This window comes from Silvimonas terrae (genome assembly GCF_014202765.1).
In the GTDB taxonomy this organism is placed as follows: domain Bacteria; phylum Pseudomonadota; class Gammaproteobacteria; order Burkholderiales; family Chitinibacteraceae; genus Silvimonas; species Silvimonas terrae.
The window spans coordinates 933,750-946,566 of sequence record NZ_JACHHN010000001.1 but is presented as its reverse complement, the minus strand read 5'-3'; the positions used below and the strand labels follow the sequence as shown (position 1 = coordinate 946,566).

Below are 12,817 nucleotides of genomic sequence, written 5' to 3'. Positions count from 1 at the left end.
GGGAGAACTAACTCTTCCCTTTTTGCAGTTTCATTCCTTCAAGAACGCTCGGGGGTCCGGGCTCATACAGAACGTAGCATGATGAGGCAATCGCCATGCTCGCTGATCGAGACTGGGTATCCTTACCCTTTGCGGCCATGCATTCCGCACCAGATTTGTACCACCGGAACCAGCCCGTTTTCTTCGTGGCAATTTCAGTGGCTTCATCGCGGCAAAGTTTGTTGATGGCAAAAGCAGCCTGATCGTTGGCTGTGCCAGGCATTTTTGACAGAATGCACTCCTCAAAGGAGCCCGCAAAAGACAGTGGCGCTGCAAATACCAACACCAATCCGATGATAAGGATGGGTTTCATATCACCTCGTTAGGAAAGCCCGTATGTCGCCAACTGACGGCTCGCCTCCTCTTGTGTGATGCGTCCCTCTTTCACAAGACGTGCGGCGTTCTGTTTGGCCATGACGGGTGTAATGCCAGCAGGCAAAGGCTGGGCAGCAGTCTGTTGCCCAACTGGCTTAATCTCGCCAGTCTGGTCGTTATACAAATATGCCATTTTCGGTGCTGGCATTCCACTAGCGTCCACGCCGCCACCGGTTTCGACTACTCGCAAGCGGCTATCGGGTGCTACCTTGCCTTGCATGGCAAGCAACGATCGACCCAAAGAACGTCGCTGGCTGGGTAGACCACTGGAACCTCCAATAAAAAAAGACCGCGCAATGGCGGTCTTTCTGGAAACACTTATCGACAATATGGTTTTACGGTAGCAAACCACTTTGCGGTGGGATAGTCCGTCGTTCAGGGCACAAGCTGCAGCACCTCGGTGTCATCATTGGGGTTAATGTGCGCCTCTGCCCCATGGTTTTTGAGGAAGTCTTCAAAAAGCCAGGCAGCTTTGTCGTTTGCCAAAACGTGAACCAGAATATTCGGCAGTGCTTGGTGTACGTAACAATCAAGATACCCGTCGAAAGGCGTGACGCCACCATCAGCGTAAGCAAGAGCGGCGCTAACCGCCATTGTGTCAAGACTCATGACCATGATCTCCTTTCTCACAAAATACCGATTGCACGCGTGCCAAGATTTCCAACGTCAGAAAAGCTCTGCTGGCTCTTCTCCAGCCTGCAGCATGAGACGCCGGATCGTTTCGACCAGGGTGTCTAGTATCCTCTCCATGATTTCCAGCAGACCAGCGACTACCCTGTCGCTATCGGGAACGAGCGCCTGAAGCGCCCAAAGCAGAGCGGTTACTTGCCGTGCGTCGCGCGCTGCTGCGGCGGCAGGGAGACATACGACTTCGCTTTGTGTAGCATCCATATTGAACCTTCCCCTTCCTGAGGGTTTTATGTACCGATGCCTCAACAGTTGGCGCTGTTGGGGCATCACCGTTTCTACCTGCCAATTCGGCACTTACCTTTGCCGTCAGGGCCAAAGGTGGATGACAGCGTATTACGGTTTTTTGCCCACAGCAAGCCCCCACGCCGACAATTTTTTTAGGCCCCATTGACGGTGATACCACCATAAACGTTTAAACATTAACTCGATAATAGCAAAATGCTATTTTAGTTCATGCCAGATAAGACAACGAAAGTCGGCCACATCTGAGAAAAAATAGTTCGAACTATTATAGGTCTAGTAGTGGCGCTAGTTGCAGAATGCCACCATGAAAAATGACCCACCCTGACAGCCTCACGACACTGTAAATCCAATACTCAGCGGGCTTGGGCGCAATTGATGACAAAGTGACATTGTGCGGAAAGATATAATTAACGCTATACCAAAATTGAAATTTTGATTTTTTTGTTAGAAAAACACTCAATGCGGAAATCTAACAACCAATAAGAAAAGTGATATTTATATGGTATTAATATTGCACTTTCTAACCCTCATTAAAAACAGAAAATAGAATAAAAGAACCTAACTCCCCCTCTGGCGTGAGAGCTCGCAGAGGCCGTGCAAAACCACAGAAAACCTTGATCAAGACAACCAGTTTCTGTTGCAAAATACGCACATCTGCCATCGCAGAGACCTCCGGCCCTTCGCCTGACAAGAGGTCACTGTTAGGCTTTTCGTATACCTAAAAACACGTCAATCGCAACCAGGAACAGCCATGAGCTCGCACATGCCAGGTATAGACACTGTCCATATCAACATCCTCAAAATGCGGCTCAAAGGCCTGGATTTGCCCAGCTGGCTGGCTGAAACAGAGGTCGCGAGGGTGTCTCTTGCCTTGGGAAAAACAGTCGATCAGACAGTAGATATCCTTCGCAAGGCATTCCATATCTGAAGCGACCAACCGGGCACCGGTGAATACGTCGAGGCGCGAAGCAAGCTCCACAGCTTCAGCCGCAGATTTACCCAGCGCCATCGCAGCCATCGCGTATGCAGCGCCAGAGCCGATAGCAAACGGGGGACGTACGGCCAGCGGAATCAGCGTTTCTTCATATTTCACCGCAACAGCAGTCTCGAACTCAGGAATGAATTCGACCAGCAGCCCATTGAAGTCGTCTCCCAATTTGGGGCGCTCATCTGGCTTGCGGCCGTTGGTGATCCACTGCAGCACCAGTTCGCCATCGTCCACGCGGCCACAACTGGCAAACCAGCGCAGAGGGTCGCCTGCGCCGTCTATCTTGCACATGGGCGTCAAACGCATCGCGCCAACCACATTGCAGCGGTCGGCGGCGAGCGTCTTGCCATCAAAGGCGATCGTGGTCATGTGGACTACTTGCGCAGCTGGAGGCTATTGATCAGGTCGCGAACCACGACGCGGACGTGGGCCACGCGCTGGTCAGCGCCCTGAATGCTCAGGAACATGCTGCTGTAGCTGCTCTGAGCAGGTACAGCGCCATCCACGTTTTCGATAAACGTGGCGCTGGGTCCAATCGCCAGCGGGTCAAGCGCACGGGCCAGTTCTTCGAGGTCGCCATTCAGACCACCAATTTCAACGTGCAAACCTTCCAGCGCATCCTGAATGGTCGGTGCCGGTGCGGGTACGACGTTGCCGATCTGGCCAGCGGATTGGGACTTGATCAACTCCGGGCGATTCATGGTCTTGCCTCCAAAAGAAACAGCCCCGCACGGGGCGAGGCTGCACAATAAAAAACGCCGCCCAGTTTTCCCTGGTACGGCGTGCACTTAGATGAACTGCCCAAAGGCTTATCCACAGAAAATGTGGACAACTTGGGTAGTATGAGGAGTTGAGGTTAGCTAATCACTTCCGGTTGGTATAGCCTTTGGGAACGAAATTTTGGCTTGGATTTGCGAGAACCTTTGATGACTACTGAACTCTCCAAAACTGTTGCTGCACTTCTTGTTCATCGCACCGTCATGATGCTCGATACGCCACTCAACAAGACGCAACTCAATGCACTGGCGAGCCAGATGGTCGGTGGATGGACCTATATGAACGTGCTTCAATGGCTTTCCGGGGCAAAAGCGCTGGACGCTCTTTTGGGCCTGACTGATGAAGAGTTGGCCACGTGCCAGATGTCAACCACCGAGGCCAGGGCAATCCTGCGTAATGCGTCGGAAATCTGTGCGGCACGGGGGCTCTCCAACGGTGAAAACCTCAAGCGACTAGGTGGTGCTTGAGCGAGCCACTAATCTCGAACCGACTTTGCGAGGGCCAACCATGTGGACATGCAAAGAATGCTTAGAAGAGCTCACGGAGATACAGGCTCCTCCCGCTATAGATGAGGACGGTATCTACTTTGTCTGCCCGTTTTGCAATCACAGAAACATTCTGCAAGTAGTAAAATATCCCAACGATCCAGATGATGGGCCGCTAACCCTCGGGCAATTTGACGCTTGAATCTATTGGATCGAAGACGTAATCATCATGACCGGAAACCACTGGAAGGTCGTAATATTCATCATCTCCGCGACTCAATTTAGCTCTTTTGAGCGAATATCTTCCAGCGAGTTCAAACATCTGAAAAAAACTCAAATCTGGCCGATCAATTGACTTCATCACAGCATGAATTAAGGCTGCATCACAACGAAGCCCAAATGTGATGTCGGTCATCTTCAATGGCGATCGTTGCAAGCCAGGATTTGAAATGAGCCGCCATTCCTTTTCGTATTTCCATTTTGGACTTTTTGCAAGAAGCGCGGCTTCTTGAAGCTCACTTATTGCTTCTTTCTTCCCATGTAGTACCGCATCTACGATGACCTGTTGATGCAAAATTCGAGGTCTGCCATATAACACCGAGTGAATCTCAGGAGGAAATCTTCTTTCGAGAGAATAACCCACACAAATTCCATGATGGCTGTCCGCATAATGGCTCCACATGAGTTCGCTGTCATATGAACTAGAAAAGCAACACACACCTTTGGTGTGCTGCCTCAAAATTTCCGTTTCAATTTCACTGAGGAGTTCATGGCGCTTATATACACTGGGAGAACAGTACAGCTCAGGATCTGTTGACATGTAGTCAATATGTCCGACCGTCTTCTGCGCCTCAATCGAGGCAAATTTCTCAGAAAGCCTTTCTCTGCTTTCCTCCTTAAATCTAAGCTTGGTTAATGAGCTGGCCGCTTCCGCTGAACACCTATTTTGAATGAGTGTAATAAGTGTCCGTTCGAGGTCAGCAAGATCCGCTTCTTTGCCACCTCGAAAAATCGAAGGTTTGCAATCAAATGGATCATTGAAATCACTAGGAAATGAGAAATAGAGGTTATCTCTAATCAGAGAACTCAGCTGTCTAGTGTCTAATTTTTGATACCTGTAGAACCGCTGCGGAAGGACAGTGCCCATTTTATGCCCATGCCACCAAAGAATGACGAATAGAATACCTGACATCGGACGCCAGTAGGCAACTGCTATCTGACCAGCATAGAGATCACGGTCTATTGTCCTCCCCGCAATTTCCGCAATTGCCCATCCACCGGTCCTGGTCGCGCATGAAACGACCACAACCACCGCAACGTTCAATGGTCTTTGGGATGGGTTTCTCTTTCACCAGTTCGATGCCGGTACCGGCCAGCGCCTCCGATCGTTTCACGTACTGCATGTCTACTGCGGGCCGGGTGCGCGCATCGATGTAGGTGCAAGGCCACGGGATATCGCTGGGCCGCATCTGATGCTGTGCCACGGCTTCGGCTTTGGTGTACTTCGCAGCCTTTCTCAGATCTGAGGTGTAGCCCTGGTTATTGACCGCCCAAAACAGCATGTCATTGCCGACGTAGGTTCTGCTGTCTTGGAGATAGAACAGCTCGCTCATGGTCGCAGGCCCCATTCCTGAAGCTTTGTGGAATAGGCCAGCATAAGCGGGTGTTTTGGGTCACCATCCTTAGTGAGGCCCAGATGCATAACCGGCTTGCCACTATCCACCAAGACATCCAGTAGATCATCCAAATAGCAGCGCAATGTATCGGGCACCTTGCTCCGTCTGCCCCAGCAGGGTACGAGGATGTCTGCATCCTCGATAATTTGCTGAATATGCGTGTCGTTGTATGGTCCAAATGGATCACCGGCCTTGACCATTACTCGCACATCAGTGGCCCGAAACGCGAAAACATTACCCACGATGAAGCGACTGCCGCCCCATACCTTGGTAAACCCAATCCACTTGCTCACCGTTGCATCATCAACGCTGCCATCCGCCGTTGAGGGGTTGATACCAAAGAATGCATACACTGGGCCGGTCATACCTACGGTGCGCTCAAGTCGGTAGCGGAATTTGCCGCAGTCGCTGATGATGGCGCTCATCGTTAAAACTCCTGTTCAGTGAGTTCGCAGGCGCAAGGAGTGACAACTACGCTCCACGAACCATCAAAGCGCGGCTCTACGGTGCAGCCATCAGAAAGCCAGCGGCTGAGCATCTTTCCGGCATCGGTGCGCTCGGTCTTCGCAAGGTCCAGGGCACCTACCACCCGGCTGCACTGACAAGCGGCGACAAAGCCAGTTGGTTTGCGCTTATTCATTCCCCATCTCCGCCAGCAGGGTGCGAACCTTGGAACGCATATCGTTACGGCCCTGTTCCGGCATGTATTCCCATGGGTAATCGAACAGTGCAGACAACTTCTTGGCACCGGCTTCAATTCGCTCATCACTGATTTCAGACTGTGCGATAGTGGCCGCCATCGGCAAAGGCGAATGTTTTGGCTTTGCCGCCTGCTTTGCACGGATCTTCGCTACAATTTCCGGCACGTTGATGCGAGCCAGTTCGGTTTCGCCGTCAGCATGCATGTCCAGATCGTTGGCCAGGCACAGCGCCGCCAGCGTCACCATGACACCGCCAACCTCCTGATGCTTCTTGCCCACCGGCCGATTCCACACGTAATCGACAAGCTGGTGCGCCTCGCTGGCGGTCATGCCGCAGGCCTGCACCAGTTCGCTGGCCTCTTCAAAGAAACGGTGGTTACGTTCTTCCCGGTCTCCGGCAATCATCGGCCCGAAGCACTCCATAAGCCATGGCTGCACACGCGACTGAAAGGACTGCTGCCCCACCAATTCCGCGCCAGTCATGCGCGCTTCAATCATCTGCCAGACCGGCTCATATTCCGGCCAATCCGCTTCTACCACCACGCAGTCAACTAGAGCCTCGGGGTAAGCATATTTCAGACGATTGACTTGAGTTTCCCGCGAGGAAAACCCATCCCTCAAATGGCTGATCTTGATGACTACATAGCGCTCTTCGCGCTCGAACGCTGGGCGTTGTTGTTCAATGCTCATGATTTATTTCTCCGCCTTCATTTCGACCAGCACCGCGGCGGCGAACGTTCGGTAGTTGTACTTTCGGTCCACCTGGTTGCTGTAGGCCGGAATGCCCATGATTTGCCAGCTCCCAAAGTTGCCCCCATCAAAATCAATCTGACGGGCGCGGGACTCCAGAAACAGGTAAAGGCGCGACATCTGCACCAGTTCAAGCGCGACGTGGGCATTGATCGCCACGGTCTGGCCGCGCTTGCTGCTGTTGGCCCCGCGCTCGATGGCGGCAGCCTCGATGGACTCAAGTTCCTCGTGGCTGGCCATCAAGCCACCTCTTTGGCAGCCAGGTCGGCCTTGGCGTCGTCGTACTTCTGGATACCCCACGCCAGCGCGTAGCAGCACCAGATAAAGTGGGTGGTATACCTCGTGAAATGATGTTCAAAGAGGTCGACAAACGAATATTCATACTCAAAATCATGCGGGGCCCAGCCGTCGCCATGCCGGCGTACCTTGACCGTGCTTACAAAGTCATAAGCAGCGATTTGTGCCCGATCAGAACTATCAAGAACACCCAGGATGCCATGGTCTACCTCCTCCCACAGATCACGGCGCTGCGCCTTGGTTGCCCCACGCTGCTTCAGGCTACGCATCCAGGAGATGCGATATTCGTTGATCACGCGAGTGAATTTTTCGGGGTCAAACTCTATCGCGGACCCCGGGTGCTGGCCGTTGCAGTCTGTCGATACCAATTTCTCAGACCAGTACCGCGGGTTGATTGGCAAACCACGTTCAGGGAAATCGCGCCGATGAGAGCGGAAAAACCCGAACATGTCTGTAGCCCGCTCAAACACATACGTGCCCATGTCGCCGCAATAGCAGAGATAGCCAGGCCAAGTAATCAGGTCGAAGTGGTAGCAAGAGGTGTGTGGCTTGCGCAGGCGAATGTGGCGATACACGCCGTCATCCCGGATCACTTCCAGAACGTGGTCTTTCACATCCCGCAAAAAAGACGCTTCGGTGCACGTCATTGCAGATCCTCCGCAGTGACCGTGTACCTGCCAGTGGGCGCGCGTGTATTCCTGTTTCGATTTCACCACCGGCAGATCGGCATAGCCGCGGGAGCGGTCAGTCTGCGGCTTGCGGAGCAGAAGGATGTATTCCGGCGAGCCCACGCCCATTTTTGAGCCATCTTTGCACTGCTCGGACCAGCCCAGACGGTACCGCGGCGTCGAATGTCGCGAGTCTCTGCGGATGGCGCATACGAAGGCAAATATGTCGTACTGTGCCAACCTCCGCGGCGAAATCCTTCGCAAAATCCAGTTGGGCACCTTCAATTACGGGGAATATTTTCCAGAATCGAAGCGCGCCCGACTGTTTGGGCACGGCATCAACAAGGTGTTGATCAGCACGCTACTGGACGAATATGTCGCCCTCGCGGAAAAGACTATTGAGCATTCAAGCCTGCGAGGCTACATGAGTGCCGTCACGGTCCATTGGAAGCCGGCATTTGGCAATACTGCGGTACAGGATCTGACACCCGCAGATATCCGCAACTATCTGGCCAGCCTTTCGCTCACGCTTAAAAGTGTGCGCAATATACTCACGCCGCTGCGGGCAGTGCTCGACCAGGCGGTGAATGATGACCTGATCACGCGCAACCCGCTTGACCGGGTTGTGGTAGCCAAGTTGGTCAGCAAAGAGAACGCCAACAGCGACTATCAGGTCGATCCGTTTGACGAGATTGAGCGCAATGCAATCATCGCGGCGGCCAAGGGCCCGGCGCGCAACCTGATCCAGTTTGCTTTCTTTTCCGGGGTTCGTTCGAGCGAGCTGCTGGCCCTTGAGTGGGGTGACGTGGACTGGCTGCACGGTGTGATCCGCGTCCAGCGTGCACTGGTATATGGCAAGGAAAAGAAGCGCACTAAAACGGCAGCCGGCATGCGCGACATTATGCTGTTGCCCGCCGCCCTGGCGGCACTGCAGGACCAGAAGCAATATACCTATCTCGCCGGCAAGCGGATTTTCTGTCATCCGATCACGCAGGATCCGTTACTGGATGATGAAGAGATCCGCCGGCAGATATGGATCGGGGCCCTGCGCAAGGCCGGCGTCCGGTACCGGAATCCGTACCAGACAAGGCACACATATGCCTCGATGCTGTTGTCGGCCGGCGAAAATCTGCTCTGGGTTGCCAGCCAGATGGGTCACGTCGACACTGAAATGCTGATTAAAACATACGGAAAATGGATTCCCGACCGCAACGCCAAAGCCGGCTACAAGCCTGTTGCAGACTGGAGTCTTGACTCCATGAAAATCGCACAGCATTCGCACAACGGTACAAAAGGATAGCCATTTCACCATTGCAATCAATGATTTAAAGAGCGCTGGCGGTGGGTTCGATTCCCATCGCCCGCTCCAGAAAACACATAAAATCAAAGCACTACCAGCGAAACATCAAGTGTTTTCGCAAGCAAATCACCCCGAGTCGCGCAAGCGGCTTTTTTTACATCCGCTGTAACACTCCCCCTCTCGCCCCGCACCCCGCCGACTGGCGCCTGATAGTGCAGAACGCCCGCCACACTCAGAAAGCACCTGCCATGCTCCATGCACGCCACGGTAAAAATCCGTCAGTTTGTGCGACTTTGTTTCCTTGCCGGAAACACTGTTTTAACGATTGAACGTGGAAGCTTTTAACGCGGCGGTGTAAGATGCGAAGGTTTTTCTGGCCCCGGCGCCGGATATACAATCCGCCCTCTCCAATCAGTCCCAGCGGCACGAGTCCGGCCTGACCTTGTCAGACGCTTCGGGTCACTGTCACTTCAAGATGGCGCGGTTTGCTCTCCCGCCCGGCAGAAAATAGAGGGTCAGCTGTAACAAGTGCCATCTGTGCAGCACCTGCCTTCACCGGCAAAAGACCCCTTGTTTTGCGATGTGACCGGCCGCAACGGCGTGGCGGTCTGCATTGGCAAGTTTTGGCCCACGAGGCCGGTTCCATCTTGAGAACAGGCACGATTCGCAAGAATACGTGCATCGACAGGAGCAGAAGAAATGTCCAAGCAACAAATCGGCGTTATCGGTATGGCGGTCATGGGCCGCAATCTGGCGCTGAACATCGAAAGCCGTGGTCATACGGTATCCATCTATAACCGCTCTTTCGACAAGACTGAAGAAGTGGTTGCGGAAAACCCGGGCAAGAAGCTGGTTCCGTACAAGGCTCTGGAAGATTTCGTTGCTTCGCTCGAAACGCCTCGCCGCATTTTGCTGATGGTGAAGGCCGGTACCGCTACCGACGCCACCATCGACCAACTCAAGCCGCTGCTGGCCAAGGGCGACATCATTATTGATGGCGGCAACACCCTGTACACCGACACCATCCGTCGTAACAAGGAACTGTCGGACTTGGGCTTCAACTTTATCGGCACCGGCGTGTCCGGCGGTGAAGAAGGCGCACTGAAGGGCCCGTCCATCATGCCGGGCGGCCAGAAAGAAGCCTATCAACTGGTGGCTCCGATCCTGACGCAAATCGCAGCGAAGGCTCCGGATGGCGAACCGTGCGTGGCCTACATCGGCCCGGATGGCGCTGGTCACTATGTGAAGATGGTTCACAACGGTATCGAATACGGCGACATGCAGCTGATCGCTGAAGCCTACGACATCCTGAAGAATGTACTGGGTCTGACCAACGCCGAACTGGCCGATGTGTTTGCCGACTGGAACAAGGGCGAACTGGACAGCTTCCTGGTGGAAATCACCGCCAACATCTTCAAGAAGAAAGACGAAGAAACCGGCAAGGAACTGGTTGACGTGATCCTGGATCAGGCCGGCCAGAAAGGCACCGGCAAGTGGACTTCCAAGTCTGCACTGGACCTGGGCGTGCCGCTGCCCCTGATTACCGAATCCGTGTTCGCACGTTTCATCTCCGCACTGAAGAAAGAACGCGTTCAGGCCGCCAAGGTACTGAAGGGCCCGGCTTCCAAGCCAGCCATCGCTGACAAGGCCGCTTTCATTGAAGCCGTGCGTCGCGCGCTGTACCTGTCCAAGATTGCTTCTTACGCACAGGGCTTTGCCCAGATGCGTGCACAGTCCGACGAAAGCGGCTGGAACCTGCAATACGGCGAGATCGCCCAGATCTTCCGTGCCGGTTGCATCATCCGCTCGGGCTTCCTGCAGAACATCACCGACGCGTACAAGACCAACCCGAGCCTGACCAACCTGCTGCTGGACCCGTACTTCGCTGGCGTCGCCAATGAGTACCAGGCTGCCCTGCGTGAAGTGGTTGCTGCTGCCGTTCAGGCTGGTATCGCCGTGCCGACCTTCGGCTCTGCCATCAGCTACTACGACAGCTACCGCGCTGAACGCCTGCCGGCCAACCTGATTCAGGCCCAGCGCGACTACTTCGGCGCTCATACCTTCGAGCGCACCGATAAGGAAGGTATCTTCCACGCCGAGTGGTTCTAAGCGTCAATCTGTTCTTGCCGTGATCTTGAGCGGCAACAACAACAGAATCCGGCCATCGCAAGATGGCCGGATTTTTTATACCCGCCCTTTTGCAAGCGCTTATTCAACGGAAGAATCATTGCTTTGCATCAATCAAACCCCGTGCGACCCCACCAATCCGATACACATTTGCCACAGAACAGCTTTGCGCCCAAAAACAGGGCAATCCCTATAGATCGATGTTTCTCATATTTATTTGACTCATTGATTACACAAATAACGCCAGAAAGACTTTGAAATATTGGCTTTTAAAGCAAAAACAACGGGATAGAAAGAAGCCAGAACATCACTAGCGCTTTGAGCCCATGGTGCAATGAAATTCTGATGAAATAATTTAAAAAGCACTCTCAAATTTATTTGCATCAATTTCTGAAATGGCATTGCAAGACGGATTTTTTGCAGCAGAGCACGCCTTATCTCTCGTGAAAAGATTATTTGCACCAACACAACAGCACGATGAGATTGAGCATGAAAAAACGCATGATCGGCGCAATGCTGGCCAGCCTTGGCACGATTGCCACCCTGCCAGCCCACGCAGACGCCACCCTCTATGGTATTGCCCAAGGTTCCATCGACTATGGCAACAATGGCGGCAGCATTGGCAATCACCTCTACTACCAGGACATTGGCACCCGGATTGGCTTCAAGGGCGCCGACAAACTGGATAACGGCAGCCAGGCCATCTGGAATATCTACCAGTACATGACCACCTGGGGTAGCCGCGAAGCCTGGATTGGTTTGACCGATGAGCGCTACGGCACATTCCGTTCCGGCAAGGCCAAATCCACGTATTCGCAATTGATGGATGATTTCGATCTGTTTGAATCCAACACCACACTGGTGAGCACCTTCAAAGACGGCACGTATCTGTCATTCCCGACCAATTCGGTGTTTTACGCCACTCCCAATCTGGGCGGTCTCGTCATCAAAGGCGACTATCAGTTCAAGGACGGTGAGCGTCAGCAATATCATGGCTACGCGGTATCGGCCAAATACAGCCAGGAGATGTTCGCGCTGTACGGCATCTACCAGCGCTTTGGCAATGCCGGGCGTGATCTGGGCGACCCCATTGAGGGCAGCTGGTACTCGCCGGTCGCTGCAGGCGGCAAGAGCATGTATTCATACATGCTGGGCGCGCAGGTTTATCCGGTAAAAAACCTGATTCTGGGCGGCCTTTACCAGCACGAACAACAAGACCTGGCCAGTGCACCGGCGTTCAATGCCGGCGCCACCCGCATGAAGCGCGACAGCATGTTGCTGATGGCTCAATACAGCGCCGGCCCATGGACGCCGCGCGCCGGTTATGTGCGCCAGTTTGCCGGCAAATTTGATCAAGGCCCCAAGCTGGCCGCGGCAGATCAACTGGAAGTCGGCACGGATTACAACCTGACCAAACACTCGCTGGCCTATGTCGAAGCGGCGTGGATTCGCAACCGTGATCAGAATGGCTTTCAAAGCTCCGCCGGCACAGATGGCTGGTCCGCAACAAAAACCGGGGATAGCAAAGTTATCAGCTTTGGTCTGATCGAATTGTTCTAGAATACGCAACCGTTGCCGTCAGCTTTTGTGCTGGCGGCAACAACGAAGTTATCAGATACAGGCGTTCGCTTGCGCCCCACCCGCGCGCCAGCGAAACAACGAATCAAAAACGCCAACACGATTGGTCAGGAGTTGCACTTT

The 12,817-nt window shown here is 53.6% G+C and carries 15 protein-coding genes; 4 read left to right on the top strand and 11 right to left on the bottom strand.

Annotated elements, in window-relative coordinates; translation table 11 throughout:
• Positions 1 to 7: 7 nt before the first annotated feature.
• The 4 genes from HNQ50_RS03965 to HNQ50_RS03950 all read right to left on the bottom strand — a co-directional run bounded on the left by HNQ50_RS03965 (position 8) and on the right by HNQ50_RS03950 (position 3,036).
• Positions 8 to 352 carry a hypothetical protein gene (locus HNQ50_RS03965; protein ID WP_184097762.1) on the bottom strand — a complete coding sequence of 115 codons (345 nt, stop codon included), beginning with the start codon at positions 350 to 352 and terminating at the stop codon, positions 8 to 10.
• 437 nt (positions 353 to 789) lie between these two features.
• On the bottom strand, positions 790 to 1,023 hold the full coding sequence (locus HNQ50_RS03960; protein ID WP_184097760.1) for a hypothetical protein: 234 nt from the start codon (positions 1,021 to 1,023) through the stop codon (positions 790 to 792).
• A gap of 1,042 nt (positions 1,024 to 2,065) precedes the next feature.
• On the bottom strand, positions 2,066 to 2,704 hold the full coding sequence (locus tag HNQ50_RS03955) for a hypothetical protein (RefSeq protein ID WP_184097758.1): 639 nt from the start codon (positions 2,702 to 2,704) through the stop codon (positions 2,066 to 2,068).
• Positions 2,705 to 2,709: 5 nt separating this feature from the next.
• On the bottom strand, positions 2,710 to 3,036 hold the full coding sequence (locus tag HNQ50_RS03950) for a hypothetical protein (protein WP_184097756.1): 327 nt from the start codon (positions 3,034 to 3,036) through the stop codon (positions 2,710 to 2,712).
• A gap of 225 nt (positions 3,037 to 3,261) precedes the next feature.
• Here HNQ50_RS03950 and HNQ50_RS03945 point away from each other — a divergent pair, with 225 nt between their 5' ends.
• Complete coding sequence (locus HNQ50_RS03945) at positions 3,262 to 3,579, top strand: hypothetical protein (RefSeq protein ID WP_184097754.1); 318 nt, start codon at positions 3,262 to 3,264, stop codon at positions 3,577 to 3,579.
• 193 nt (positions 3,580 to 3,772) lie between these two features.
• Here the strand turns inward: HNQ50_RS03945 and HNQ50_RS03940 are convergent, their stop codons facing one another.
• From HNQ50_RS03940 to HNQ50_RS03910, 7 genes are read right to left on the bottom strand one after another with little or no spacing between them, the layout of a single operon-like run.
• Positions 3,773 to 4,789 (bottom strand): DUF2971 domain-containing protein, encoded by a 1,017-nt coding sequence (locus HNQ50_RS03940; protein ID WP_184097752.1) that lies wholly within the window; start codon positions 4,787 to 4,789, stop codon positions 3,773 to 3,775.
• A gap of 40 nt (positions 4,790 to 4,829) precedes the next feature.
• On the bottom strand, positions 4,830 to 5,210 hold the full coding sequence (locus HNQ50_RS03935) for a hypothetical protein (RefSeq protein WP_184097750.1): 381 nt from the start codon (positions 5,208 to 5,210) through the stop codon (positions 4,830 to 4,832).
• Entirely contained in the window at positions 5,207 to 5,698 is a 492-nt protein-coding gene (locus HNQ50_RS03930) for a DUF1643 domain-containing protein (RefSeq protein ID WP_184097748.1), read from the bottom strand. Before HNQ50_RS03930 ends, HNQ50_RS03935 begins: the two co-directional genes overlap by 4 nt.
• Before the next feature lie 2 nt (positions 5,699 to 5,700).
• A complete protein-coding gene (locus HNQ50_RS03925) occupies positions 5,701 to 5,913 on the bottom strand; it encodes a hypothetical protein (protein WP_184097746.1) in 213 nt (70 codons plus the stop codon).
• Positions 5,906 to 6,664, bottom strand: a complete 759-nt coding sequence (locus tag HNQ50_RS21870) for a hypothetical protein (RefSeq protein WP_221302976.1) — start codon at positions 6,662 to 6,664, stop codon at positions 5,906 to 5,908. The genes HNQ50_RS03925 and HNQ50_RS21870 overlap by 8 nt, the downstream gene beginning before the upstream one ends.
• A gap of 3 nt (positions 6,665 to 6,667) precedes the next feature.
• Positions 6,668 to 6,964, bottom strand: coding sequence for a hypothetical protein (locus tag HNQ50_RS03915; protein WP_184097744.1), 297 nt, complete (start codon positions 6,962 to 6,964; stop codon positions 6,668 to 6,670).
• Positions 6,964 to 7,818 (bottom strand): hypothetical protein, encoded by an 855-nt coding sequence (locus HNQ50_RS03910; RefSeq protein WP_221302975.1) that lies wholly within the window; start codon positions 7,816 to 7,818, stop codon positions 6,964 to 6,966. Before HNQ50_RS03910 ends, HNQ50_RS03915 begins: the two co-directional genes overlap by 1 nt.
• Positions 7,819 to 7,912: 94 nt before the next feature.
• On the opposite strand from HNQ50_RS03910, the gene HNQ50_RS03905 reads away from it, so the two are divergent.
• The 3 genes from HNQ50_RS03905 to HNQ50_RS03895 all read left to right on the top strand — a co-directional run bounded on the left by HNQ50_RS03905 (position 7,913) and on the right by HNQ50_RS03895 (position 12,676).
• The gene (locus HNQ50_RS03905; protein WP_246428533.1) at positions 7,913 to 8,989 is read left to right on the top strand and encodes a tyrosine-type recombinase/integrase; all 1,077 of its coding nucleotides are present in this window, start codon (positions 7,913 to 7,915) and stop codon (positions 8,987 to 8,989) included.
• 699 nt (positions 8,990 to 9,688) lie between these two features.
• Positions 9,689 to 11,098: an NADP-dependent phosphogluconate dehydrogenase gene (gene gnd, locus HNQ50_RS03900; RefSeq protein ID WP_184097740.1), complete on the top strand. Its 1,410-nt coding sequence runs from the start codon at positions 9,689 to 9,691 to the stop codon at positions 11,096 to 11,098.
• A gap of 507 nt (positions 11,099 to 11,605) precedes the next feature.
• Entirely contained in the window at positions 11,606 to 12,676 is a 1,071-nt protein-coding gene (locus tag HNQ50_RS03895) for a porin (protein WP_184097738.1), read from the top strand.
• Positions 12,677 to 12,817: the final 141 nt, after the last annotated feature.